Origin of the sequence: Nitrospirillum viridazoti CBAmc (genome assembly GCF_000730165.1) — a bacterium.
Taxonomy (GTDB): domain Bacteria; phylum Pseudomonadota; class Alphaproteobacteria; order Azospirillales; family Azospirillaceae; genus Nitrospirillum; species Nitrospirillum viridazoti.
Map to the genome: position 1 here is coordinate 1,796,326 of NZ_CP022110.1, position 26,112 is coordinate 1,822,437.

Below are 26,112 nucleotides of genomic sequence, written 5' to 3' on the forward strand. Positions count from 1 at the left end.
CTCAGCCAACGGACAACACCGCCGCATCAGGCCCCAAATCCAGCATATCCATGTCCTTCAGCCGCCTCACCTGGCCCAGGAGGCGCTGGATGGCCGGTGTCATGATGAGGTCGGGGCGATAGACAGCGCAGACGGTGATGTCCGGCAGCTTTTCCTTCAGGGCCAAGCCGGTGATGTTTTCGCCCGGCACCTTCAGCTGCGGCTTCATGGCGTGGGACGCCAGCCCCGTCCACATGGTGACGGTGTTGGGCCGGGCGGCCAGCGCCAGCATCACGAAGGGCGATTCACAGCGGGTGAAGGGTGGCAGGCGATGCACCCCCGCCTCGGCGAAGGCGCCGCGGAAATGATGATCGAAGCTCTGTTCGGATTCCGCGTGCAACCATTCCGCTTGTGTAAGGTCCGCCAGGGACTGCGCCTTTTCCAAGGGATCGCCCTTGGCCACCGTCAGCACCGTGGGCAGGCGCAAAAGCGGCTCGCACCGAAAGCCCGTCCCCATCTCCTCCGGGGTGCCTGGCAGGGTGGCGATCACCAGGTCCAGGGTGTGGTTGTACAGCTTCTCGAACAGCAGGCGGCGCGACCCGCCCAGCACGGTCCAGGCGGTGTCCGGGTTGCGCTCCTTGAAATCCACTAGGGTGGGCGCGACCGCGGCGCTGACCAAGGTGGTGAGGCCCAGGCTCACATGCTCATGTGGGCCGGAGCCCGCGAACTCATGCTCCGCCCGCGCCACCTGGTCCAGGATGCCTCGGGCGCGGCGCAGCAGCGACACGCCATCCGGCGTCAGCTGAGTGCCCCGCGAGCTGCGGATGACCAGTTGGCGGTCGGCCCAGTTCTCAAGCTCCCGGATGGCCTTGGCCACAGCGGGCTGGCTGACGGACAGCAGGCGCGCCGCCTCATTGAAGCTGTGGGAGTCGGCGACCGCGACGAACGCCTTCAACTGGTGGATTTTCATGGGGATCGCCGACCGGTGCCGGATAAAGTTGATTATACAACTTTTGCCGGAAAACACCAAGGACGGAAAGGAAATGGCGACCCTGGCAGCGGCTGGCATCTCCTTTTCCTATACGAAAGAGACGCGATCTTCCCTGCCGGTTGCAGCGGCGCCGCCACCGCCAGCGTCATGGCGGCGAATGCCCGGGAGCAGGAAGGGCGTCACCGGGAGCGGATGCTGTAACGGGTCGCTGACAGGGTGGCGGATACGGCGCTGATCTTGGTGTCCATGAAACCGGTGGCCCGCATCCAGGCGCGCACCGGCGCCTCACCGAAGGTGGCCTTGGGGCCCTTGCCGTGGATGAGCCACAGGGCGGCGCCCGACGGCAGTGCCGCGTGGGCCGTCACCGCCCGTTCCAAGTCCGCCGGGTTCCTGACCACCGCCAGCGCCAAGCGGGCCTCCGCCGGGGTGGCGGCCACGGCGCCCGCGAGCGCCTCCGCCAGGGCGGGATCGTCCACCGTGCCGATGACCAGGACCGGCGTGGCCGGGCCGACGCCCAGCTTCTGCGCCAGGCTGGGCGGCGGCGTGGTCAGCTTCCTGGCCCAGCGGGTGGCGGCGTCGGCGCCCAGGGTCAGGATCAGCGGACCGTCCGGCGTGGACAGCACCAGATCATCCCCCTCCACCGTCACGGCGGTGATGGCGGCCACCGGCACGGTGCGCCGGACCTCACCGCGCAGGATCAACTCCCGGCTTTCCAGCAGGGCCTTCACCTCACCCGCCCCTCTTTCACCGGCGCCCCCGGCCCAGGTGGCGTGACAGACGGCATCCAACCCCATGATGTGCCCCCAATTCACGGTGGCGGGCGGCCCTCAGCGCTGGGCCGTCGCCAGTTTGATCGCCAGGCCGATGAACACCACGCCGGCGATGCGGTTCAGGATGACTTGCGCGTTGCTGGACCGGGCCAGCCAGCGGTTCAGGCCGCCGGCCAGCACGGCGATGGTGGAGAAACAGGCCAGCGCTACGGCGGCGAACACCGCCCCCAGCAGGAAAATCTGCGCGGTGACGCTGCCGCGCTCGGGTGCTGCGAACTGCGGCAGGAAGGCCAGGAAGAAAATCGCCACCTTGGGATTGGTCACGTTCATGACGATGCCCCGGCCGTACAGGGCCAGGTGACGGTCGGCCCCCGCCTTGGCCCCGCCCAGCGCCTCCGGCGATGCGCGGAAGGACTTGTAGGCCAGATACAGCAGATAGGCGGCGCCAGCGGCCTTCAGCAGGGTGAAGGCCAGCTGCGATTGCTGAAAGATGACGGCCACGCCCAGCGCCACGGCGGTCGTGTGCACCACCAGGCCGGTGCATAGTCCCAGCGTCACCATCACCCCGGCCCGCCAGCCCCGCGCCGCCGACAGGGTCAGCACGAACAGATTGTCCGGCCCCGGCACGAAAGCCAGGATGGCGGCAGCGGTGATGAAGGTCAGCAGGGTTTCCAGGGGCAGCATGGGCGCGGTCTCAAGGACTTGACGGAAAAAGCGTTCAGCCACCGATCCTTCCAGACTTTGCCCGCCCCGGCCACTGTCCTTATCAGAACCGGCCGTTATACTGCACGGATCGCACTGATAGGGGACGACCGTGCCGCCCAGCCCCCCGCCGCCCGTCCCGCAGCTGACGGTCTGGTACAACACCAAATGCCCCGTCTGTAACGCGGGCATCGACTGGCAGACCAACCGCCTGGTGCAGGCCGCCCGCGCCGGCGTCATCGTCTTCCGCGACATCAACCTGGAGCCGGAGGCGCTGGCCCGCTTCGGCGCGGATGTGGAAGCCGTGCGCCGCCGCCTGCACGGGCTGGACGCAAACGGCCGCCTGCTGATGGGGGCGGACTGCGCCATCGCCATCTGGCACCACACACCGGGCGACGCCTGGCTGGCCGCCCTGCTGGGCAACCGCGTGATCCGCCCCCTCACCCGTCTCGCCTACGACCGCTTCGCCGACGTGCTGTACGCCTGGAATCGGCGCAAGGGGCACTGGTGACCGGTGTGGCTCATCCTTCGACGCTGTTGTCGGCTACCCACCGGCGGAACGCTTCTTCCGACCGGTCACCAGCAGCGACGGACTGGATCATGTCGGCGGCATCCCGCTCGCTCACGTCCAAGAAAAGTCCATTCAGGATCAAGGTGGTTCCCAACGCGACGAAGCCGGCGCGTTTGTTGCCATCGACGAAGGGGTGGTTGCGCAGAATACTGACGCATACCGCCGCCGCCAGATCGAACACCGTGACCGGGTTCTCGGCATACGCGACGATTTGATGGGCGCGGGCCAGTGACGCCTCCAGCGCCCCACGATCCCGCAGGCCCGGCGCGCCGCCGTGTTCCGCCAGCAGTTCCGTGTGCAGGTCAATGATCGCTTCGATAGGCGGGAGGACGAGTCCCGTCACTTGGCCAGCACCGCCATGGCGCGGCGGTACCGGGTGGAAAATGCCCGGCCAGCCTCCATGGCTTTGCTGTAATCGTCGCTGGACTTGGCGATCTCAATGCGCCCGTCGCGCACCGACAGCGTGACCTCATCACCCCGATCCAGGCGCGCCTCCGTCAGCACATCGCGGGGGATGGTGATGCCCGTTGAGTTTCCAACCTTGGTCAACTTGGTGGTGTGCATGGGGGCGCTCCTCACATCGCCACATACTATGTAATAACAAATGTTCCTACGTCAATGTCCCCATTACCTGGCTACTCCGCCGCCTGCACCGCCGGCAGCGGCGCCGGTTCCAGCGTCACGGCTACACCGCTCAGCACGGCGTTGCCGGACAGCGGGTCCCGCAGGTTCTCGTCCAGCAGCGCGTTGAGGTTGGCGCCGGGGCGCTGGCTGGCCAGGCCCAGGCGGGCGCCATCGGCGTCGTGGCCCCAGCCATGCGGCAGGCTGACGACGCCGGGCATCATGTCGGCGCTGACGGCCACCTGCACCTCGATGACCCGGCCGGCGCGGGATAGGCGGGCCCTCCCGCCGTGCACCACGCCATGACGGCGGGCATCATCCGGGTGCACCAGCACGGTGCAGCGGAACGGCCCCTTGGCCAGGATGGGCAGGTTGTGCATCCAGCTGTTGTTGGAGCGCAGGTCGCGTCGTCCGATGATGACGAGATCCGGCGCCGGCTGGTCCAGCGCCGCCACGGCGCGGGCCAGGTCCGCCACCAGGATGTCGGGCGCCAGCTCGATGCGGCCGCTGGGCGCGCGCAACACCTCCGGAATTCGAGGCTGCAGGGCGCCCAGGTCGATGCCACCCACGCTGTCCGATACGGCGGCCAAGGTCAGGCCACCCGGCTTGCGGCCGAAGCCGTCGCCATAGGGGCCCGCGCGCAGCGCCAGGTCCAGCAGGCGCTCTGGCCCCGTCCAGCGCGAGACGGCGGCCAGGACGGTGGCGGCATGGTCGCCCGCCCAGCGCGCCACCTCCGTCGCCGCCATGGTATCATCCAGGGCCGCCGGGTCGGCATCGGCCCCCTTGCCTTCCGCGATGGCCGCCAGCTTCAGCAGCACCTGCCATTCCGCCAAAACGCCCTCGCCCCGGGGAAGCAGAGCCGGGCTGTAGCGGGCGTGGTTGCGGTAGGACAGCTGGGGGAAGGCGACGTCGTAGTGGCTGTCCTGGAAGGGCGACACGCCGGGCAGGACGACGTCGGCATGCCGCGTCGTCTCGTTCAGGTAGATGTCGACACTGACCATCAGGTCCAGCTGGTCCAGCGCCCGGGCCAGGCGATCGCCGTTGGGGGATGACAGCACGGGATTGCCGGCCACTGTGAACAGGGCCCGTACCTGGCCCTCGCCCGGCGTCTCGATCTCCTCCGCCAGGCACCCCACCGGCAGCTCGCCATACACCTCCGGCGCGTTGGACACGCGGGAGCGGCGGCGGCCCAGCGGCACGCCGCGCCCCGTGCCGCCCTTCCCCACCGTGTTGGCGGCGAAGGCGGCTGCCTTGGGAAACATCGCCCCACCGGGGGCGTCCAGATTACCGGTCAGGACGTTGACGATGTCCACCAACCAGCTGGCCAGGGTGCCGAATTCCTGGGTGCAGGTGCCGATACGGCCGTACAACACCGCCGGCGCCGAGCCCGCCAGGTCCCGCGCCAGGGCCCGGATGGTATCGGCAGGGATGGCGGTGTGCACGGCGACCCGTTCCGGGGTGAAGGGGGCGATGGCGGCGCGCAACTCCTCCACGCCCGCCACATGGTCCGCCAGCCGGCCCAGCCGCACCAAGTCTTCATCGAACAGGGTGTGCACCAGGGCCGCCAGCAGAAAGACGTCGCTGCCCGGGCGGATGAAATGATGCTCATCGGCCAGGGCCGCCGTCTCCGTCCGCCTTGGGTCAATCACCACCAGTCGGCCGCCGCGCGCTTTAAGGTCCAACGCCTTGCCGCGGAAGTCGGGCACCGTCCATAGGCTGCCGTTGGACGCCATGGGGTTGCCACCCAGGATGACCATCAGCCGGGTGCGCTCGATATCCGGGACGGGGATGCTCAGCCAATGGCCGAACATCAGGCCGCTGGACAGCTGCTTGGGCATCTGGTCCAGGGTGGAGGCAGAGTAGATGTTGCGCGTGCCCAGCGCCCGCGCCAGCACCGGCGTGTACAGCAGCAGGCCCATCTTGTGGGCGGCGGGGTTGCCGATGTAGGTGGCCGCGGCGTCGCGGCCGTGGGTTTCCAGCAAGGGCGTCAGCCGCCGCTCGATCTCGGCAAAGGCCTCTTCGTACGTCGCCTCGACAAAGCGGCCGTCACGCTTGATCAGCGGTGTGCGCAGCCGGTCGGCGTCCTCGTGCAGGTCCTTGAGCGCCACGCCCTTGGGGCAGATGTAGCCGTGGCTGAACACATCGGCGTCATGCCCCCGGATACGGGTGACGGCGCCGTCCACCAGCGTGACCTCCAGGCCGCAGCACGCCTCGCATAAGGGGCAGATACGGTGGGCGACGGTTTCAGTACCGGTCACGGGCGGGCCTCCCAGGTTATTGTGGCCCAACTATCGATGGTGGCGGTGTCGCTGTCCAGTATGGACGCTAGCGGTCGCTAGCCCGTCCCTCAGCCGTCCATCCATTCCGGCGCGTACTGCACCATGCCCTCCACGCCGCTCAGGCCGTCGGGCGTCAGCGCCAGGACTATGCAGTTCCGCGCCGACACCGTGAAAGGCACGGCGATGGCATGGTCCGCCATGGGCCGGTAGCCGAAGCGGCGATAATAGTCCGGGATGCCGACCAGGACGACGGAGCCGTAGCCCAAATCCCGCGCCCGCTGGTGCGCCGCCCTCACCAGCCGGCCGCCCACGCCCCGCCCCTGCCATTCCGGCACGACGGACAGGGGCGCCAGGGCCAAGGTGGGGACGGAGCCTCGGGCCCCGCGTATGGCGGCCCGGGTCAGCAGGATGTGCCCCACCACCCGGCCATCCTCCTCCGCCAGCAGCGACAGCGCCGGTATCCAGGCGGCGCTGTCGCTGCTGGCGGGCGATCATCAGATGCTCACGATGGTCACTGTAGGGCACGTCGGCGTAGGCCCGCCGCACCGCCGCCGCGATGGCGGCGGCGTCATCCGGGCCCTCCTGCCTGACGGTCAGCGCCATGCCCCGCGCCAGCCTTACGGCGCCAACGAGGCGGTGGCGCTGATTTCCACCAGCAGGTCGGGGGAGATCAGGGGGCCCACCTGCACGATGGTGGTGGCGGGCTTGGCCCCGCCGAAGACGGCGCCGTGGGCACGGCCTACATCCTGCCAGGTGGCCATGTCGGTCAGGTAGATGCGGGTCTCCACCACATGCTCGGGCCCGGCGCCCAGTTCGGCCAGGGCGGCCACGATGCGTTCCAGGATCACCTTGGCCTGGCCGCCGGCGTCGCCGGGGTGGAAGGCCTTGCCGTCCGGGCCGCCGCTGGCGGTGGTGCCGGACACGAAAATCAGGTCGCCGGCCTTGACCGCCCGCGAATAGCCGATGGCCTCCCCCCAGGCGGACGCCACCTCAACCTTCTGCCTACCCATGAGTCAGTTCCCTATTATTCGCCGGGCTTGATGTCGGCGCAGTTTAATTGCGCCGACACCATAACGTCTGGTTTTTTATGATCCAGCAGCGGGAAAGCAGGGCTGATGCGCTTCAGGGATCCAGCGGATCGCCGGCGTCCAGCGTCAGGGCCGACAGGGTGGGCAGGTAGGCCACATCGAAGGGCGACACCCGCTCCAGCCCGGTGAAGGGGACATAGCCCAAATCCTCCTGGTTGCGGGTGGCGAAGCGGTCCTCGGTGATATAGCCGCTCTGCCCCAGGTCGGTGACCACCAGGGCCTTGCGGTCCATAGGCATGCCGTAGCGATAGATCAGGCGGTCGGCGTTGCGCAGGTTGGTGGTGGTGTGGCGGGCGTGCGGTTCCACCAGGACGGCGTCGGCCGGTACGCCATAGTCCTGGACCAACGCCTTCTTCATCTCCAGCGCCTCATTGTAGGGCGTCTGGTTGGGATGGACGTTCCCGCCGCTGACGATGATGACCGGCGCCTTGCCGTCATGCCAGCGCTTGGCCGCCAATTGCACCCGCAGCAGCCCGGGGGCCGACAGGGCCACACCCGCCGTCTCCGGCCCATAGCCCGGCACCACCAGGGCGGTGTAGGGGTACTTGGCCCAGTTGACGGTCTTCAGGCGCGCGACCGCCGCCTTGTTCTCGCCCGCCTCCATGGGTTCGAACCGGCCAGCCTCATCCCGGCGGTTGATCTGCAACAGCAGCAGGGCGAAAGCCTCGGTCGGCTCAAAGAACGAGCTGTCATCCATCAGGCCGTCCACCAGGACGGAGACTGCGCTTTTCACCAGCGTGCCGTACGCCGGCGTGGCCACGTCATAGGCGGGGCCGTCGATGGCGGGGCCGCGTGGTTTCTCGCCGAGGCCGTAGACCGCCAGGATGTGATGGGCGGTAATCGCGGACTGCGTCCAGGCGCGGACCACCACGTCGGCATCCTGGCCCGGCGCCGCGGGGTAGAGGCCGCTGGCATCCAGCGCCGCCGCCAGGCGTCGCGCGGCCTCCGGACGTGCCTTCAGGGCGGCGGCCAAAGCCTGGCCGGCCGCCGCCACTTCCGCGTCCGACCAGTCGAAGCCACGGACGTAACAGCCGGTGTCGCCGCCACAGGCCTCCATCGACCCACGCGCCCGGGCACGGCGCTCCGCCGCCAGGCGGTTCAGGTCCGGCGCGGTCGCCACGGCCGCCTGTGCCTGCGGGTCGCGTGACAGCAGGCTCAAGCCATAGAACAGCTTATCGCGCAGGGGCTGTTTATAGACCAGCGGCTTGGCCGCCGGCATCGTGGGCTCTGCCGCCGGCGCCGCTCCCGCCCACGCCATTCCGGCCATCACGGCAATCGCCGCCACACGCGCCCAGCACCGCATATTTCCAAGCCTTCAGTCCGTTAAAGTCGCGACACCCTACACGGGAACAGCGTCGCTTGCATGACCATGCGCGGGGCCCCCCTTGCCCGAAGTCCTAGCCGCATCGGGACGTTGCGCACGGTGGAACGTCACGGTCATAGTGCGCGGCATTCGACGACCGCCCAGCCAGGAAACACCGACCGCCTTGCCCACCCTTCCCCGCCTCACGGTCCTGTTCCTGGCCCTGGTCCTCGCGGGCCTGTTGCCGCCCCGGGCCGACGCCTGGGCGGCCAAGCCCAAGCCCCCAAAGGCGCAGGCCGATACGGAAGAGGTGGTGCCCACCGTGCGCCTGCCCGATACGGCGCGCCCCTTGCGCTACCGCCTGAACCTGACCATAGACCCGGACCAGACCGAATATTCCGGCCAGGTGGAGATCAAGATCGCGCTGAGCAAGGCGGCGGACCATATCTGGCTGAACGGCCGCGACCTGGACATGGCGTCCGCCGAGGTGGTGACGGCGGCGGGGGAGCATCTGCCCGCCACCTGGGACCAGGTGACACCGGACGGCGTGGCCCGCATGGGCTTCCCCCGGTCGCTGGCGCCGCAGACCCTGATCCTGCGCTTCACCTACACCGCCCCCTTCGACCCCTCGCTGGACGGCCTCTACCGCGTCAGTGAGAAGGGGCTGAACTACGCCTTCAGCCAGTTCGAGGCCATCAGCGCCCGCCAGGCCTGGCCCTGCTTCGACGAGCCGCGCTTCAAGACGCCCTATGACATCACGCTGACGGTGAAGGCGGGGGACGAGGCGGTGACCAACACCCTGCCCGTGCGGGAGGAGGCGGTGCCCGGTGGCGGCCGGCGCCTGACCTTCGCGCCCACCCGGCCCTTGCCCACCTACCTGCTGGCCTTCGCGGTGGGCCCGCTGGACATTGTGAAGGGGCCGACCATTCCGCCCAGCGGCGCCCGCCGCCGGCCCATCCCCCTGCGCGGCGTGGCCCTGCATGGCAAGGGTCCGCGCCTGGCCTATGCCCTGTCGGTCACGCCCGGCCTGTTCCTGACGATGGAACGCTATTTCGGCATCCCCTACGCCTACGGCAAGCTGGACCTGATCGCGGCCCCCGACTTCGACGCCGTGGGCATGGAGAACGCCGGCACCATCATTTATAGCGAGCAGCGCCTGCTGGTGAAGGCCGATGACACGGTGGACGCGCGCCGCCGCTTCCTGGTGCTGCACGCCCATGAAATCGCCCACCAATGGTTCGGCGACCTGGTGACGCCGGCCGGCTGGGAAGACATCTGGCTGAACGAGGCGTTCGCCAGTTGGCTGGCGCCCAAGGTGGTGGATGCCTGGCAACCGCGCATGCTGACCGCCCGCGTGGTGGAGCAGGAGGCGCTGGAGGCCATGGACCTGGACTCCCTTGCCTCCACCCGCACCATCCACCAGCCCATCGCCACCACCAGCGACATCGAGACCGCCTTCGACAACATCACCTACCGCAAGGGGGCCGGCGTGCTGTCGATGGTGGAGGGCTATATCGGCCCCGACGCCTTCCGCAAGGCGGTGGCCACGCACCTGCGCCGCCATATCGACGGCGTGGCGACGGCCCAGGATTTCTTCGGCGCCCTGGCCGACACGGAGCATGACCCGGTGCTGGTCGATTCCCTGCGCTCCTACATCAACCTGCCGGGCGTGCCACGCCTGTCGCTGGGCTGGACCTGCCCCCGCACCGGCCTGCAGGTTCTGACGGCCCAGCGCCGGTACCGCCCCCTGGGTTCCGAGGCTGCCACAGCAGCCCACTGGACCCTGCCCCTGTGCGTGCGGCCGGGCGCGGCCGGCGCCACCACCTGCATGATGGTGACGGCGGCGCGCCAGACCCTTTCCCTCAGCCAGTCCGCCTGCCCGGCGGTGCTGATCCCCAACGCCACCGGCAGCGGCTATTTCCGGCTGTCGCTGACGACCGAACACTGGCGCCGGCTGCTGGCTGTGCTGCCGCGCCTGCCGGCGGCGGAGCAGCTGGCCCTGCTGGAAAGCCTGTGGGGCGAAGTCGCGGCCGGCCACCAGCCCCAGTCGCTGTACCTCACAGCCGCCGTCAACCTGGCCACCGTGCCGGCCTGGGACGTGGCCTCCGCGCCCTTCCCCCGGCTGAAGCAGTTGCTGGAGCAGGCGCCGACCGACAGCGACCGCGCCGCCCTGCGCCTGTTCCTGCTGCAGGCCTGGCGGCCGGTACTGGCCCGCGTGGGGCTGACACCGGGCAAGCTGGACCGGGTGGCGCCGGAAAACACCGCCCTGCTGCGCGACCGGTTGGTGGCTTTCCTGGCGCTGGAGCTGAGGGACGAGGATGTGCGGGCCCGCCTGATGGCCTTGATGCGGGCGTCCGACACCCAGCCGCCGGCGGAAATACGGGCCACGGGCATGGCGGTCATGGCCCAGGAACTGGGGCGTCCCTACATCAATGGCCTGGTCGACCAGCTGCGATCCTCCACCGACGCGGAAGAGCGGGAAATGGCGCTGGACGCCCTGAACCGGGTGACCGACCCCACCCTGGCGGCGGAGGTGCGCGACATGGTGTTCGCGCCCTGGCTGAAACTGAACGAGGTCAACATGCTGATTCGCGGCCAGGGGCGCGAATCCAGCCACGTTCCCGCCTATTGGGCCTGGGTCCAGGCCAATATGGCCCATCTGCGCGCCCGCGGTTCCTCCGCCACCTTGGGTGCGCTGACTCTGCCGCTGGAAGGGCTGTGCAGCGCCACCGCAGCGGACCAGGTGGAGGGCTTCTTCCGGCCCATGGCCGCCGAGCTGGAGGGCGGCGGGCGCACGGTGGACCAGGCGGTGGAACGCATCCGCCTGTGCGCGGCCCAACGGGCCGGCCCCCCGCCCCAAACGCAAACACCGGGACAAAAGCAATAATCCCTAAAGTGTAACCCCGAAAGTTTCGATCATCTGGCTGAATTGTTTAGGCCCGTGGCTTGCTGTACCTACTGAAGGAACAGTGTTGCAATGGGGCCTTGGGTCCCGACCTGGCCATTAGGCCTGGGCATGAGGATATGCGTGGGGCGCACGCCGGGGGGCGGCTTCCACAAGGCATCGCGTCGGGGATGACCAGTCAGGGGAAGCATGAGTCAGGCAGAAATCAACCGGGACGCCGACGACGGCGATGACGCCGCAGTCCGTTTGATGATCGTGGAGGATGACGCCCTAGTGGCCTTGGGCATTCGCCTGACGGTCGAGGATCTGGGCTATTACGTCTGCGGCATCGCGGCGTCCGAACCCGAGGCCATCGCGCTGGCCGCCAGCAGCCATCCCGACCTGGCCCTCATGGACATCCGCCTGAAGGGCACCGTGGATGGAATCGACACGGCCCGGCGACTCAGGAACGAATTCAGCCTGCGGTCGGTCTTCCTATCGGCCTACACGGACGAGCAGACCATGGCGCGGGCCAGCCTGACCTATCCATTGGGCTTCGTGCAAAAGCCATATTCCGCGGGACAGTTGAAGTCGGCCCTGGACTTGGCGTTGCGGCGGCTTGCCGCACCCAGGGACTAGACGGAAATCCCCGTTGAGTGGCGCCCGCCCCCGGGTCAAAAAGGCTTAGGACGAATTCCTGCTTGGAATGATGTCCAGACTGGCGTGTTATCAAGGCGGTAGCGTTCCGTCGTGGTTAACGCGCCGGCAGGGTTTCCCGCATTGGCCGGCCGCGTTGCCTTAATTCCGCCGGAAGGTGCTGCAAAATCATTGTCGTGGCTCGGGAGCCTCGGGCCACGACGTCAAGACGTGCGGAACCAATCCGCGCGTAAAGACGCATAGAAGGAGAGGAATATGCGCTTTAAAGCCCTGATGCTCGCCCCGGTTCTGTTGGTTGGCCTGGCTGCTTGCGACAAGCACGACGCCCCGGCCCCTGCCAAGACCGAAGCCCCGGCTGCCGCCCCTGCGGCGCCGGCCGCCGAACCGCCGGCCGCCGCCCCGGCTGACAGCACTGCCACCCCGGCGCCGGCCCCGTCCGACGCCACCCCGGCCCCGGCCACGCCGGAGCCCTCCACGACCGAACCCCCGAAGGGCAACTAAGCACTTCGTCGGGGCTTTGGCCTAGCGTTCACAGGCCCGTTCCGCATCGGAACGGGCCTGTTTTCGTTTGTTCGTTTGCCTCAGGCGCCGGCGGGGCATCCGCCCCTTGGCTATCCTCGCTGCGCGCCCCTTTCCCGTATACTGCGGTGCTCGCTGCGGCGGCCCCGGTCGGGGCCTAGGGGGGCTTTTGCTGGGGGGTGCTTTTGCTGGCCCGGGAGTTAAATCACTCCGCCTCAACCGGGCGGGGACGGCCGTCTTCGCCGATGGCGACGTAAGTGAAGACGCCTTCGGTAACATGCACCGCCTCGCCCGTGGCGCCCCGGCGCACCCAGGTGTCGATGCGCACGCGGAGGGAGGTGCGGCCAACGGCCAGGATCTCGGTGTAGCAGTTCAGCTCATCGCCCACCGCCACCGGGCGGTAGAACTTCATGGCCTCGATGCCCACCGTCGCCACTTTGCCCCGCGCCCGCCGCACGGCCTTGGCGGCGCCGGCCAGATCCATCTGCGACAGCACCCAGCCGCCGAAGATGTCGCCGTTGGCGTTGGTGTCCGCCGGCATGGCGAAGGTGCGCAGCGCCGGCGCCGTGGAGAAATCGGGGGTGGGCGGTTGGTCGTTCATTGTTCCATACTCCTGGGGTCCACACTCCTGGCCGGGCACCCCTGATTTGGAGGATACCCGCGTCCATCCTTACAAAATGTGGTGGTTATCGGGGCTGATCCGCCGCCCCGGTCCTTGAACTGCGGCGACGCCCACTCCTATAATGGGGTATGAGCGACCTTTTCCAGAACACCGCCCGCAAGCAAGACAGCTATTCCGCCCAGGACATCGAGGTCCTGGAGGGGCTGGAGCCTGTCCGCCGTCGTCCCGGCATGTACATCGGCGGCACGGACGAACGCGCCCTCCACCATCTGGTGGCCGAGGTGCTGGACAACGCCATGGACGAGGCGGTGGCCGGCCACGCCACCCGCATCGACCTGGAACTGGCGGCCGACGGCACCGTGTCCATCCGGGATAACGGCCGCGGCATCCCGGTGGACGACCACCCGAAATACCCAGGCAAGTCGGCGCTGGAGGTCATCCTCACCACCCTGCATTCCGGCGGCAAGTTCAGCGGCAAGGTCTACGCCACCTCCGGCGGCCTGCACGGCGTGGGCCTGTCCGTCGTCACCGCGCTGACCGACCAGCTGACGGTGGAGGTGGCGCGCGACCGCACGCTCTACACACAAAGCTACAGCCGCGGCGTGCCCCTGACGCCCTTGGTGAACGCCGGCCCGGTGAACAACCGCCGCGGCACCCTGGTGCGCTTCCACCCCGACGCCCAGATCTTCGGCGAGGGCGCGCACTTCAAGGCGGAGCGGCTGTACCGCATGGCGCGGTCCAAGGCCTATCTGTTCCGGGGCGTGGAAATCCGCTGGAGCTGCGACCCGTCGCTGCTGGCCGACGACAGCGCCGTGCCGGCGGCCGAGACCCTGCACTTCCCCAACGGCCTGCTGGACTATCTGATGTCGGCCCTCAAGGACCGGCGCACCGTCACCCCCACCGCCTTCGCGGGCCAGGCCGACTTCCCCAACCAGGCCGGCCGGGTGGAATGGGCGGTGGCTTGGCCCGAGGATGACGAGGGCTTCAGCCACACCTATTGCAACACCATCCCCACGCCCCAGGGCGGCACGCATGAGCAGGGCCTGCGCCAGGCGCTGACGCGCGGCCTGAAAGGCTATGGCGAGCTGGTGGGCAACCGCAAGGGCCCGTCCCTGACGGCCGAGGACGTGGTGGACGGCGCCACCATCCTGCTGTCCGTCTTCATCCGCGACCCGCAGTTCCAAGGCCAGACCAAGGAAAAGCTGGTGAGTGCCGAGGCCGTGCGCCTGACCGAGGCGGCCATCAAGGACCATTTCGACCATTGGCTGTCGGCCGCCCCCGACGCCGCCAAGGTGCTGCTGGACCGCCTGGTGGAAAAGGCGGAGGAGCGGGCGCGGCGCCGCGCCGCCAAGGACATGGCGCGCAAGGCCCCCACCCGCCGCCTGCGCCTGCCGGGCAAGCTGGCCGACTGCTCGCGCCAAAGCTCCGAAGGCACCGAGATCTTCATCGTCGAGGGCGACAGCGCCGGCGGCAGCGCCAAGCAGGCGCGCAACCGCGAGACCCAGGCCATCCTGCCCCTGCGCGGCAAGATCCTGAACGTGGCTTCGGCCAGCACGGACAAGCTGCGCGGCAACCAGGAACTGAGCGACCTGGTGCAGGCCCTGGGCTGCGGCGCCGGCAAGGAGTTCTCCGCCGAGCGGCTGCGCTACGAGCGCATCGTCATCATGACGGACGCCGACGTCGACGGCGCCCACATCGCCTCGCTGCTGATGACCTTCTTCTACCGTGAGATGCCGTCGCTGATCGAGAACGGCAACCTGTTCCTCGCTCTGCCGCCCCTGTACCGCCTGTCCCAGGGCAGCAACGTCCGCTACGCCCGCGACGACGCCCACAAGGACGAGCTGCTGGCCAACGTGTTCAAGGCCAACCAGAAGGTGGAGATCAGCCGCTTCAAGGGCCTGGGCGAGATGCAGCCCAGCCAGTTGAAGGAAACCACCATGGACCCGGCGCGCCGCACCCTGCTGCGCGTGACGGTGCCGGACATCCGCGACCCCGAGCAGAAGGACGACGCGGAGAACACGGCCAGCCTGGTGGAAAGTCTGATGGGCCGCAAGCCGGAGCTGCGCTTCAAGTTCATCCAGGAAAACGCCAAGTTCGCGCAGGACCTGGACGTTTAAGCGCCGGCTGAAAGCTTAGGCGGACGCCCGGACGGAAGTCACCGTCCGGGCGTTTTGTTTTTCAGCTGTGCCAGACGCCGTTCAAGGCACCGGCGTAATAGCTGTTGCCGGTGCTGGTCTGGCTGGTGGTCAGTGGGTTGTAACCAGCGTGGCCATTGGTGAAGGTGGTCATATTGCTCAACAGGGTGGTGACGTCCGCGGGCGTCAGCAGCACGCCATCGCTGGCCTTGATGGTGGCGACCTCGTTACTAGAGCCGGCGAACCAATTTTTCAGCGTCACATCCTGGGCCACGCCCAACTGGTCGATGATCAGGTCATTGCCCGACTGCTGCAGCCAGACTTGGTCGTGGGTCACGAACAGATCCAGTTCGCCGCTGGGACCGACGCCGTTGGTGGAGAGCGCGACGGTATTATTGGTGCCGCTGCCCAACTTAACAAGACCGCCGCTAACCGAAACGGCGTTGCTGCTGCCGGAAAGGAACAAGCCATTGCCCGCACCCAGGCTCACCGTATTGCTCGAGCCTGTCAGCGTCGTCGCCGTTCTATTGCCCACGTCGTCCTGTGTCGCCAGCGAGCCTCCGGACATGGTGACGATGTTGCTTTGGCTGTCGGTAACGATGCCAACATAGCCGCTGGTCACCGTCAGGGTATTGCTGCTGCCGGAAAGGACCAGGCTATTGCTCGCTCCCAGGCTCACAGTATTGCTCGAGCCCGCCAGCGTCGTCGACGTGCTATTGCCCACCTTGTCCTGCGTAGCCAGCGCGCCTCCGGACATGCGGACGACGTTGCCCTGGCTGCCGGTGACGATGCCGACATAGCCGCTGGTCACCGTCAGGGTATTGCTGCTGCCGGAGAGGACCAGGCTATTGCTCGCTCCCAGGCTCACAGTATTGCTCGAGCCCGCCAGCGTCGTCGAGGTGCTATTGCCCACCTTGTCCTGTGTCGCCAGCGCGCCTCCGGACATGCGGACGACGTTGCCCTGGCTGCCGGTGACGATGCCGACATAGCCGCTGGTCACCGTCAGGGTATTGCTGCTGCCGGAGAGGACCAGGCTATTGCTCGCTCCCAGGCTCACAGTATTGCTCGAGCCCGCCAGCGTCGTCGAGGTGCTATTGCCCACGTTGTCCTGTGTCGCCAGCGTGCCTCCGGACATGGTGACGATGTTGCCCTGGCTGCCGGTAACGATGCCGACATAGCCGCTGGTCACCGTCAGGGTATTACTGCTGCCGGAGAGGACCAGGCCATTGCCCGCTCCCAGGCTCACAGTATTGCTCGAGCCAGCCAGCGTCGTCGACGTGCTATTGCCCACGTTGTCCTGCGTCGCCAGCGTGCTTCCGGACATGGTGACGATGTTGCCCTGGCTGCCGGTAACGATGCCAACATAGCCGCTGGTCACCGTCAGGGTATTGCTGCTGCCGGAAACGACCAGGCCATTGCCCGCTCCCAGGCTCACTGTATTGCTCGAGCCTGCCAGGGTCGTCCCCGTGCTATTGCCCACGTTGTCCTGTGTCGCCAGCGTGCCTCCGGACATGGTGACGGCGTCCGCTTGACCACCCGAGAGCAGCGTAACGGTGGCGGCGACGCCGGAGATGGCCGACCGGCTACCCGATGCTATCAAGGTACTGATGCCAATCAACTTGTCTGAGACGCTCGCCCCTTCGATTTTTGCAGTGCCCGCCGTCAGATCGACGATCATATTGTCGGCAGCATATTTCGCGGTCACCTGCCCACCGGCCGCCCACAGCGTGCTGCCGGCACCGGTTCCCACCAGCGTGGCGCTGCCACCAGTGCTCTTCAGCGTCGCGTTGCCGTTGGTCGCAATCAGCGTGTTGTTGGTGCCGCTGGAGATCGCGACATCCGCGCTGCTGTTCAGGGTCACGCTGTCATTCGATCCCGTCACGGTAATCGTGGTGTGATCGGCCTGAACATTGACCGCGCTATTGCTGATGCTAATGGTTTCCGTGATGCTGGTCGCTGAAATCGACGATGAGACCACCACGGACGCGCTGCTGTTATTCGTGCTTTTAACCGTGTCGCCACTGGCGCCCAGGATGATGGTATCGCCCGTGGCCTGAACGTCGATGACGCTGCTTGCAGTATTGATCGTTTCCGTGCTGCTGATGGCGGTCACGACGACCGACGCGCTGTTGCCGGTCGTGCTCTTCACCGTGCTGCCAGCGCCGCCCAAGGTCACCGTGGCGCCTGACGCCTGAACGTCCACCGTGCTGTTGGTGATGTTGATCGTCTGGCTGCTGTTGATGGTCGTGATAGCGATCGATGCGGCGTTGCCCGTGGTGCTCTTCACCGTGTTGCCGCCGCCGCTCAAGGTCACCGTGGCGCCCGACGTCTGGACGTCCACCGTGCTGTTGGTGATGTTGATCGTCTGGCTGCTGTTGATGGTTGTGATAGCGATCGACGCGGCGTTGCCCGTGGTGCTCTTCACCGTGTCGCCACTGGCACCCAGGATGATGGTATCACCCGTGGCCTGAACGTCGATGACGCTGCTGGCGGTGTTGATCGTCTCGGTGCTGCTGGCCGCTGTGATGACAACCGACGCGCTCTTCCCGGTCGTGCTTTTCACGGTGCTGCCGGCACCGCCCACAATAATGGTATCGCCCGTGGCCTGAACGTCGATGACGCTGCTGGCAGTGTTGATCGTTTCCGCGCTGCTGATGGCGGTCACGACGACCGAGGCGCTGTTGCCGGTCGTGCTCTTCACCGTGTTGCCAGCGCCACTCAAGGTCACCGTGGCGCCCGACGTCTGGACGTCCACCGCGCTGTTGGTGATGTTGATCGTCTGGCTGCTGTTGATGGTCGTGATAGCAATCGACGCGCTGTTGCCGGTCGTGCTTTTCACCGTATCCCCGGCGGCACCCAGAATGATCGTGTTCCCGCTGGCGCGCACATCAATGGTGCTGCTGGCGGTATTGATCGTTTCGGTGCTGCTGATGGCGGTGACGACGACCGATGCGCTGTTGCCAGTGCTGCTGTTTATTGTACTTCCCCCACCACCCAAGGTGATGGTGTCCCCGCTGTTGCGCACGTCGATCGTGCTGCTGGCGGTGTTGATCGTCTGGGTGCTGTTGACCGCCGTGACCGAGACACTCGCACTGCCGGTGCCGCTGATGATGTTGCCGGAACCGGTCAGGGTTATGACGTCGCCCGTCCCGGCGATGGACAGGGAGGTGCTGCTGCCGGCCGCAATGACATCGTTGTTGCCCAAGGCCTGAAGGCTGCTGATGTTCACCAAGGTATCGTAGATGGAGGCCCCAGCCAGGGTCGCCTTGCCCGCCGTCAGGTCGATCGTCGCGCCATCGCCGGTGTAGCGGACGGAGGTTCCGGTGGTTCCGGTCAGGCTGGCCCCACCACCACTACCTACCAGGACCGAGGTGCCGGCCGAGGCGATCAGGGTGGCGTTGCCATTGGCGGTCACCGTGTTGCCAGTGCCGGAAATCGTGGCTTTGGCGCCCGCACTGACGCTGACCGTGGCACTGGCGCCCGCGATGGAGACATTGCCGCCCGAGGTCACGGCCAACGTCTCACTGGTGGCCTTGAAGGTGCCTGAGCCGCCAACGTTGACCTGGGTGGTCCCATAGCCGCTCAGGGTGGCATTGGCCCCATTACCCGAAAGGACGGTGCCAGCGTCATTGACGACCAGCGTCCCCCCGCTGTTCAGAATGGTGGCACCGCCGCTAATCGTGGTTCCCGAAGTGGCGTAGCCGACGCGGATGGTGTCCGCCGTGGAGCCAGTGCTGGCTATGGTGACGGTGCTAGTTGTGCCCCCGTCCCCCGTCGTCACATAGATGGCGTCGCCGCTGGCGAAAACCTGCTGGCTGGCGCCGCTGACATAAAGCGTATTGCTGGCCGTATTGAGGAAAATACTGCTGCCGCTGCCGCCCACCGTCTCGATGAGGTTGCTGCCGTTGTATGCGACCGTAGCGTTGGTCGCGGTGACCTTGTTGGTCGTTCCGCTTAGTGTCAGAAAAGAATTATTATTCGCAATGACATTATTACCGGTCCCGCTGATCGTCGCGGTTGTCTGCGCGCCCCCCGACGCCGCAGCCAGGGTTACCGAGTTCGCGCTCCCGGTAACAACGTTCCCCAAGGTTCCCGGGTCCATAAGGATGCTGAAGCTCGATCCGTATAAAGTATGGGCATTGCTTATGACCTCGGCGGCATCGACGAGGGTGACATTGGTCGGATCGCTTGCCGTTATGGTCCGAGTCATTTCTTCGTTTCTCCTGAGATAAATTTCATTTCTGAATTCATTCATGCCCGATATTTCAACAAGCTGAGGCTCACATCTCCAAAATCCGCGTCCTCTGCGTCAGCTCCAGTGAGGCGCGGTCGAAGACGTGGTCCCAGTCGCCTTCGGCGCGGGGGCGGAACAGGCGCATGGTCGGATACCAGGGGCAGTCGGCACGGCCGGGCAGCCACAGCCAGTGGGCAACATCGCCCAGCAGAACCCATACCTCCTTGCCGAGCGCGCCGGTCAGGTGGGCGACGGCGCTGTCGGTCATGATGACCAGGTCCATCTGTTCCACGAAGGCGGCGGTGTCGGCGAAATCGCCCAGGTGGGGGGCCAAGTCGATGATGGGGCCGCCCCGGGGCAACTCGCTCAACGCCTTCTCCGGCGTCCCCTTCTGCAGGCTGTAGAGCTGGACGCCCGGCAGGGCGAAGGCCTGGAAGAAGCGCATCAGGGGCTGGGCTCGTTCATGATTGCGCTTGAAGCTGGTGTTGCCCGACCAGACGACGCCAACCCGGAGGCGGCCATCGCGCGGCCCCAGTATCTGGGCAGCCTTGGATCGGCGGTCCGCCGGCACCCGCAGATAAGGCTGCGCCGGGATGGAGGCCAAGTCCTGGGTGAACAGGCCGGGCAGGCTGCACAGATGGGCGTGGAGATCGGCCTCGGGCAGCGGTTCGCCCCACGGGATCAGGCGATCCGCGATCCCCAGATCCGCCAGCAGGGGAATGAGCTCCCGCTGGCACTCAACGATCAGTTCACCGCCCAACGCCTTCACACGGGACAGGTAACGCGCCGCCCACAGCGTGTCGCCGAACCCTTGTTCACAGAGCAGCAGCAGGCGCCGGCCGGCGTAAGGCTGCCCATCCCACTTGGTGCTGGCCAGGTTGCGGACGGGAACCTGGCCGCTGATCAACCGCACCTCGTAATCGGGCCAGGCCTGGCGATAGTTGGCGAGATAGAGATAGCTGCGCCCCCGGTCCCATCGCGCCTTGTGGAATTCCGGATTGAGTTCCAGCGCGCGGCTGAAGGCCATGACAGCCTCGCCATGGTTGCCAGCCTCAGCCAGTGAGGTTCCTAAATTGTGATGCAGAAGCACGTCGTTCGGCGCCAGCTCGATGGCCCGGCGGTGGGCGTTCACCGCGCTCTCCAGGTACTTCAGTTTGGTCAGGGCATTGCCCAGATTGGTCCAGATACCCGGTCCGCGCGGATTGGCCGCCACGGCGTCGCGATAGCACCACAGTGCGTCCAGGTGGCGTTCCATTTGGGCGAACATGACGCCCCGGGCATTCAAAAGATCCGCGTTGCCAGGGTCCCGCGCCAGGGCGCCGCTGATCAACACCTCCGCCTCGGCGTATTTGCCCTGGTCGTGCAACGCCGTGGCCCGGCGCAAGGTCTCAGAACTGGACAGGGGCAAAGTGATCGTACCAGCAGCGGACACAGACACGGGGACTCCTGTTCCAGCAGTAAGGAACGGGGCGTCAGGTCATCGCGCCTGCATGGTCACATCGTCGTTGCTGGCCTGCGGATCGGCGTACGTCCGAAACATGATCACGATTAAGACTATCGATTCACATGCCACCCCCGATGGCACCTCCATCTAAGGTACCTGCCTGCACATCGGCAAATGATTTTTCCGCGAATCAGTGGCGGAAATGTAACCACTGCGCCCTGCAGGTGCGCCCCCGGTGACGAAGGCTGCGGCCCTCAGCTGTGCCAGACGCCGTTCAGGGCGCCAGCGTAATAGCTGTTGCCGGTGCTGGCCTGGCTGGTGGTCAGCGGGTTGAAGCCCGCATGGCCATTGGTGAAGGTGGTCATCTTGCCCAGCAGGGTGGTCACGTCCGCCGGTGTCAGCAGCACGCCGTCGCTGGCCTTGATGGTGGCGACCTCGGCACTGGTGCTGGTGAACCAGTTCGCCAGGCGCGCCGCCTGCCCCGCCCCCAGCTGCTCCACCACCAAATCGTTGCCCGCGCGCTGCAGCCAGACCTTGTCATGGGTGACGAACAGGTCCAGCTCACCGCTGGGGCCCACCCCGTTGCTGGACAGGGAGACGGCGGCACTGCTGCCGGCCATGACGATCTTGTTGCCGGCACCGGTCAGGTTCAGCGTGTCCCCACTGCCGGTCAGGGTGACGGTGTTGCCGGTCCCCGTCATCTTCAGGCCGCCCTGGGGGCCGACCGTGATCACGTTGCCGGAACCATTGACCGTGTTGCTGGACTTGGCGGCGAGGGTGATGACGTCACCGCCCGCCGTCACGCTATTGCCCGTGCCGTTGAGGGTCAGGGTTTCGCCGGCGACCGTCAGGGCGATGGCAGTGCTGGTGCCGTTGACCATCTCCGCCGCGCCAATGGGTGCCGCCACCGTCAGCGTCGCGTCGGAGGCCGTGATGGTATCACTGCCGCCGGTCACCGTCAGGCTGGCGCCGCTGGCGATGGTCGCGGTGTCGCCATCACCATTGAGGGTGGCGCTGGCCTTGGCGGCCAGGATCAGGCTGCCGCCCGCCGCGGTGGTCACTTGGTTGCCCGTGCCCGCCAGGGTCAGCGTATCGCCCGTGCCCTGCACCAGGATGGTATCGCCCGTGGCGCTGATGCTCTCGGCACTGTTGCTGGCGGTGATGGTGATGGTCGCGCGGCTGGCGGCGCTGCCGAGCACGACGTTCTTGCCGCCGGTCAAGGTGACCTGGTCGCCCGTGCCGGTCAGCGACAGTGTGGCGCCGCTGCCCGCGATCAACGTGTCGTTGTTGCCGGTGGCCAGCAGGATGCCCACGTTGGTCAGCGCATCGACCTTGCTGCCCCCCGTGATCGAGGCGCGCCCGCTGACCAGATTGATGGTCATGCCGCTGGCGTCGTAGCGGATGGTGGCGGCGGCCGAGCCCGAGAGCGTCGCGCCCGTGGCGTTGCCCACCACCGTCGTGGCGGCGGCCGTCGCGGCCACGGTGGCGCCACCCAGGGCGGTGACGATATTGCCGGCGCCCTGCACGACGGCCCTGCCGCCGTCGCCGACGGTGACGATGTTGTTGGTGCCGCTGATGGTGGCGGCGGCCCCTTGCGCCACGGTGACGGTGTTGCCGGCGCCGGAGATGAGGTCGCCGATCGCGGCCACGCCGACGGTCTCGCCATTACCCAGCAAGGTTTGGCCATTGGCCGCCAAGCTGACATTAAACCCAGGCCCGGCAACGGTAAGTGTCGCATCGCGGCCCAGGATGGTGGTCGGGCTGGCGCTGGCCGGGCCGGTCAAGGTGGCGCTGCCGCCGGACAGGAAGTTCAACGACGTGCCGGCGCCATTCAGCGCCAGGTCGGATTGGGTGGTGATGGTGCCGGTCCCGGCGTAGAGGCGGTTGGCCCCTTTCTTCGAGCCGGTGACGATCACGTTGCTGGCGCCGGCCAGGACATGGATGGTGTTGCCCGCCGCCTGAACCAGCATGTTGCTGCCGCCCACCGACAGGGCGTTGCTGGCGTAGTTCAGGAACACGGTGTCGCCCGTGCCCGTCACCGTTTCCACCAGGTTGGTCGCGGCCAGGACGATGGTGGAGTTGCTGCCCAGGTCAGTAACGGAGTTGCCCGAGGTGTTGAGGTTCAGCGTTCCCGCGCCGTTCATGGTGACCTGGTTGCCGGTGCCGTTGACCGTCAGGCCGCCGCTTTTGGCGATGGTCAGGAAATTCAGGCTGCCGGTGAAACTGGAGGCGAAGCCCGTGAAGGACACATGGTCGCCGGAATAGCTGTCGACGACGGTGTTGTTGTTATTGATATTGACGATGTTGCCGCCGCCGATGAGGGTGATCACATCAGCGGTGGCGGTGACGGAGATCACCCCGCCCCCCACGGCGATGGTATTGCCCGCGAAACTGTCGACAATGGTGTTGCCGCCGCCGACGATGCTGGTCACGCCGTTGATGGTCGACTGCAGCAGGGTGATGGTGTTGCCGGACCCGACGATGGTGTCGCGGTTCCCCTGCACGACCAGCGTGCCGCTGTTCGCCAGCGTCGAACGATTATTCGCGGTAACAATGGTCGCCATCGTGCGTTCCCCAACAAACACGCAAGGTGGCCATATGGCGATCACCCAGGCCGTTGTATATCGCGCATAAGATTATATTGGGGCTCAGCTTGGTTGCACCCAAGAAAAAAGGCCGCAGCGATGCGGCCTTTTTCAAACAAACCGGATGAACGGCCAGGCTGCCAGCCCGGCGCCACCCATTACCGGAAATGAGAAGTGGAAAAGCTCAGTGGCCGTGGCCGCCGTGACCGTGATCGTCATGGCCGTGGCCGCCATGCCCATGATGGGCATTCGCTTCGGCCGGCTTCACGGCGGCGATGGACAGCGCGGCGAGCAGGCTGAGGCCGAGGAAAGCAGCGATGCCGATGGTGACCATGGATATCGTCCTTATGAAGCAAGGGGCGGTTGAGCCAACAAGGGAAGCCTAGACCAGTTCTCGCGGGCTGCGCAACCGGCCAGGTGACAAAGTCGTGTCATCTCTTGAGATGATGGGGCTTCCGCCGGCCAAAACAAGGGCCCCAAACAAGGGCGGCCCGGAGCTCACCATCTCCTTGGCGCCACTTCACGTCACGCCCAGCCATACCCGCACGAGACTTGTCGTTTCCGCCGGCCGTTCCCAGAGGCGGCGGATGGCCGCACCGGCCGATCACCGCCACGCGGGCGCCGGGACGACCCCGGCCATCGACTCGGCGGCGGCCCGGTCGGGCATCCGCCCCTCGGCCTCGTCGCCGGCCGGTGCATCCGGGAAGCGCCACAGGGCCGCATTGCACAATTAACCCCGCAACAGGATAAGAACCGGCCCCCTCCCGCCCCGGACTCGGGCGCGGAAGATGACACAACAGTTGACATTAAAGGAAATCCTTGCCCTTGCGGGCTGGAATTGATATCGAACGCGCGACCCTAGATCATGCCGCGACTTCCGCCAAGTCGCGCGTGGTTCCGGTATGGGCGGCGCCGGGCCGCCATGTACAGGCCTGGATGCGGCCCCGATCCCGTTTTGAAGACGGGCTTGGCGTGGGATGGCGGCCCCGCTGGCCCGGCGCTTGATCCAAAGGGGGGCGCGGCGGTTCCGCCGGGTCCCGTCCTTTAACGACGCACACCATACAGATATAAGGTCGCATGCTTTTCTCGGAAATTGGGCTAGGCCCGGAAGTCCTTCGCGCGGTTGAAGACGCGGGCTATAGCCAGCCGACCCCGATTCAGGAAAAGGCGATCCCCTGGGTGTTGCAGGGTCGCGACGTGCTGGGCTGCGCCCAGACCGGCACCGGCAAGACGGCGTCCTTCACCCTGCCCATGATCGACATCCTGGCCTCCGGCCGCGCCCGCGCCCGCATGCCGCGCTCGCTGATCCTGGAGCCGACGCGCGAGCTGGCGGCGCAGGTGGCCGAGAACTTCGAGGTCTACGGCAAGTACCACAAGCTGAACATGGCGCTGCTGATCGGTGGCGAATCCTTCGGCGACCAGATCAAGAAGCTGGAGCGTGGCGTCGACGTCCTGATCGCCACCCCCGGCCGCATGATGGACCTGTTCGACCGCGGCAACATCCTGCTGTCGGATATCAAGATCCTGGTGATCGACGAAGCCGACCGCATGCTGGACATGGGCTTCATCCCGGACATCGAGCGCATCGTCGGGCTGCTGCCCAAAATGCGCCAGACTCTGTTCTTTTCGGCCACCATGCCGCCGGAGATCCGGCGCCTGGCGGACGCCTTCCTGATGAACCCGCGCGAGATCACGGTGGCCCCGCCGGCCTCCCCCGCCGCCACCGTTACCCAGGCGGTGGCCATGGTGCGGGGCGAGGACAAGCGCGAGGCCCTGCGCCACCTGCTGCGGACGGAGGACGTGAAGAACGCCTTCATCTTCTGCAACCGCAAGCGCGACGTCGCCCTCCTGCACCAATCGCTGACCAAGCACGGCTTCAACGCCGGCGCGCTGCACGGCGACATGGTGCAGTCCAAGCGCACCGAGACGCTGGAGCAGTTCCGCCAGGGTGAGATCGCCCTGCTGTGCTGCAGCGACGTGGCCGCCCGCGGCATCGACATTGCCGGCGTCAGCCACGTGTTCAATTTCGACGTGCCCCATCACGCCGACGACTATGTCCATCGCATCGGCCGCACCGGCCGCGCCGGCAAGACCGGCCGCGCCTTCATGCTGGCGACGCCGGATGACAGCCGCACCCTGGGCGCCATCGAAAAGCTGATCGGCCGCGAGATCCCGCGCATCATGATCGATGGCCTGGAAACCCCGGACATGTCCGAGGGCGAGGGCGACGGCGGACGCCGCCGCCGCGGCGGCCGAAGCGACAGCGCCGCCAAGGTTGGCAGCCGTCGCCGTGGCGGCAGCCGGAGCGACGCCGCCTCCGAGCCCCCGCGCGAGGTCCAGGCCGAAGCCGCGACCGTGGCGGAGGAGACGGTGGAGGCCCGCCGGCCGGAGCGCCCGGAACGGTCTGAACGGCCTGAACGCCAGGACCGTCCGGAGCGCGGCGGCCGCGACCGCGACCGCAACCGGAACCGCGACACCCGGGGCGAAACCCGCGAGGGCGGCCGGAGCGAGGGGAGTCGCAACGATACCCGTCCCCCGCGCCAGGATGACCGGGGCGAGCCGCGCCGACGCTGGCGGGACGAGGATGACGGCCCGACGGTCATCGGCTTCGGCGACGACGTGCCGGCCTTCATGCTGCGTGTGGCCCGTCCCGTGGCCCGCACCGTTCCACCGGAGACTTTTGACGGTTCCGATACGCCCGAGGCGTGACGGCGAACGGCGGAGGCTT

At 67.1% G+C, this 26,112-nt stretch carries 20 protein-coding genes; 6 read left to right on the forward strand and 14 right to left on the reverse strand.

Annotated features, from left to right (window positions below; all coding sequences use genetic code 11):
- Position 1: 1 nt before the first annotated feature.
- The 3 genes from Y958_RS08280 to Y958_RS08290 all read right to left on the reverse strand — a co-directional run bounded on the left by Y958_RS08280 (position 2) and on the right by Y958_RS08290 (position 2,424).
- Entirely contained in the window at positions 2–949 is a 948-nt protein-coding gene (locus Y958_RS08280) for a LysR family transcriptional regulator (protein WP_186291119.1), read from the reverse strand.
- A gap of 200 nt (positions 950–1,149) precedes the next feature.
- Positions 1,150–1,764: a hypothetical protein gene (locus tag Y958_RS08285; RefSeq protein ID WP_145727707.1), complete on the reverse strand. Its 615-nt coding sequence runs from the start codon at positions 1,762–1,764 to the stop codon at positions 1,150–1,152.
- A gap of 33 nt (positions 1,765–1,797) precedes the next feature.
- Positions 1,798–2,424 carry a LysE family translocator gene (locus tag Y958_RS08290; RefSeq protein WP_088871628.1) on the reverse strand — a complete coding sequence of 209 codons (627 nt, stop codon included), beginning with the start codon at positions 2,422–2,424 and terminating at the stop codon, positions 1,798–1,800.
- Between the two features lie 130 nt (positions 2,425–2,554).
- On the opposite strand from Y958_RS08290, the gene Y958_RS08295 reads away from it, so the two are divergent.
- Entirely contained in the window at positions 2,555–2,953 is a 399-nt protein-coding gene (locus tag Y958_RS08295; RefSeq protein WP_088871629.1) for a thiol-disulfide oxidoreductase DCC family protein, read from the forward strand.
- A gap of 10 nt (positions 2,954–2,963) precedes the next feature.
- Here the strand turns inward: Y958_RS08295 and Y958_RS08300 are convergent, their stop codons facing one another.
- The 6 genes from Y958_RS08300 to Y958_RS08325 form a co-directional block, all read right to left on the reverse strand.
- Positions 2,964–3,356, reverse strand: a complete 393-nt coding sequence (locus Y958_RS08300; protein ID WP_088871630.1) for a type II toxin-antitoxin system death-on-curing family toxin — start codon at positions 3,354–3,356, stop codon at positions 2,964–2,966.
- Positions 3,353–3,577 carry an AbrB/MazE/SpoVT family DNA-binding domain-containing protein gene (locus Y958_RS08305; protein WP_088871631.1) on the reverse strand — a complete coding sequence of 75 codons (225 nt, stop codon included), beginning with the start codon at positions 3,575–3,577 and terminating at the stop codon, positions 3,353–3,355. Before Y958_RS08305 ends, Y958_RS08300 begins: the two co-directional genes overlap by 4 nt.
- Before the next feature lie 71 nt (positions 3,578–3,648).
- Positions 3,649–5,892 carry a molybdopterin-dependent oxidoreductase gene (locus Y958_RS08310; protein WP_186291120.1) on the reverse strand — a complete coding sequence of 748 codons (2,244 nt, stop codon included), beginning with the start codon at positions 5,890–5,892 and terminating at the stop codon, positions 3,649–3,651.
- A gap of 89 nt (positions 5,893–5,981) precedes the next feature.
- On the reverse strand, positions 5,982–6,335 hold the full coding sequence (locus Y958_RS08315) for a GNAT family N-acetyltransferase (protein WP_186291121.1): 354 nt from the start codon (positions 6,333–6,335) through the stop codon (positions 5,982–5,984).
- Positions 6,336–6,530: 195 nt separating this feature from the next.
- Complete coding sequence (locus Y958_RS08320; protein ID WP_004272210.1) at positions 6,531–6,923, reverse strand: RidA family protein; 393 nt, start codon at positions 6,921–6,923, stop codon at positions 6,531–6,533.
- Between the two features lie 112 nt (positions 6,924–7,035).
- Positions 7,036–8,259, reverse strand: a complete 1,224-nt coding sequence (locus Y958_RS08325) for a YdcF family protein (protein ID WP_186291122.1) — start codon at positions 8,257–8,259, stop codon at positions 7,036–7,038.
- 229 nt (positions 8,260–8,488) lie between these two features.
- Here Y958_RS08325 and Y958_RS08330 point away from each other — a divergent pair, with 229 nt between their 5' ends.
- The 3 genes from Y958_RS08330 (at position 8,489) to Y958_RS08340 (ending at position 12,346) form a co-directional block, all read left to right on the forward strand.
- Complete coding sequence (locus Y958_RS08330) at positions 8,489–11,191, forward strand: M1 family metallopeptidase (protein WP_186291123.1); 2,703 nt, start codon at positions 8,489–8,491, stop codon at positions 11,189–11,191.
- 207 nt (positions 11,192–11,398) lie between these two features.
- Positions 11,399–11,827, forward strand: a complete 429-nt coding sequence (locus tag Y958_RS08335; RefSeq protein WP_004272572.1) for a response regulator — start codon at positions 11,399–11,401, stop codon at positions 11,825–11,827.
- A gap of 273 nt (positions 11,828–12,100) precedes the next feature.
- Complete coding sequence (locus Y958_RS08340; protein WP_088871635.1) at positions 12,101–12,346, forward strand: hypothetical protein; 246 nt, start codon at positions 12,101–12,103, stop codon at positions 12,344–12,346.
- Positions 12,347–12,569: 223 nt separating this feature from the next.
- Here Y958_RS08340 and Y958_RS08345 read toward each other — a convergent pair whose 3' ends face one another.
- Complete coding sequence (locus Y958_RS08345; protein ID WP_088871636.1) at positions 12,570–12,965, reverse strand: acyl-CoA thioesterase; 396 nt, start codon at positions 12,963–12,965, stop codon at positions 12,570–12,572.
- 149 nt (positions 12,966–13,114) lie between these two features.
- Between Y958_RS08345 and parE the strand changes: the two genes are divergently transcribed.
- On the forward strand, positions 13,115–15,103 hold the full coding sequence (parE, locus tag Y958_RS08350; RefSeq protein ID WP_088871637.1) for a DNA topoisomerase IV subunit B: 1,989 nt from the start codon (positions 13,115–13,117) through the stop codon (positions 15,101–15,103).
- 61 nt (positions 15,104–15,164) lie between these two features.
- Here parE and Y958_RS08355 read toward each other — a convergent pair whose 3' ends face one another.
- The 4 genes from Y958_RS08355 to Y958_RS31890 all read right to left on the reverse strand — a co-directional run bounded on the left by Y958_RS08355 (position 15,165) and on the right by Y958_RS31890 (position 23,718).
- Positions 15,165–19,208: a beta strand repeat-containing protein gene (locus tag Y958_RS08355; protein WP_145960793.1), complete on the reverse strand. Its 4,044-nt coding sequence runs from the start codon at positions 19,206–19,208 to the stop codon at positions 15,165–15,167.
- A 193-nt stretch (positions 19,209–19,401) separates the two neighbouring features.
- On the reverse strand, positions 19,402–20,793 hold the full coding sequence (locus Y958_RS08365) for a tetratricopeptide repeat protein (protein WP_244909235.1): 1,392 nt from the start codon (positions 20,791–20,793) through the stop codon (positions 19,402–19,404).
- A 260-nt stretch (positions 20,794–21,053) separates the two neighbouring features.
- Positions 21,054–23,363, reverse strand: coding sequence for a beta strand repeat-containing protein (locus Y958_RS08370; RefSeq protein ID WP_088871640.1), 2,310 nt, complete (start codon positions 23,361–23,363; stop codon positions 21,054–21,056).
- Positions 23,364–23,568: 205 nt separating this feature from the next.
- A complete protein-coding gene (locus Y958_RS31890) occupies positions 23,569–23,718 on the reverse strand; it encodes a hypothetical protein (RefSeq protein WP_157999429.1) in 150 nt (49 codons plus the stop codon).
- A 743-nt stretch (positions 23,719–24,461) separates the two neighbouring features.
- Between Y958_RS31890 and Y958_RS08375 the strand changes: the two genes are divergently transcribed.
- Positions 24,462–26,093 carry a DEAD/DEAH box helicase gene (locus tag Y958_RS08375; protein WP_088871641.1) on the forward strand — a complete coding sequence of 544 codons (1,632 nt, stop codon included), beginning with the start codon at positions 24,462–24,464 and terminating at the stop codon, positions 26,091–26,093.
- Positions 26,094–26,112: the final 19 nt, after the last annotated feature.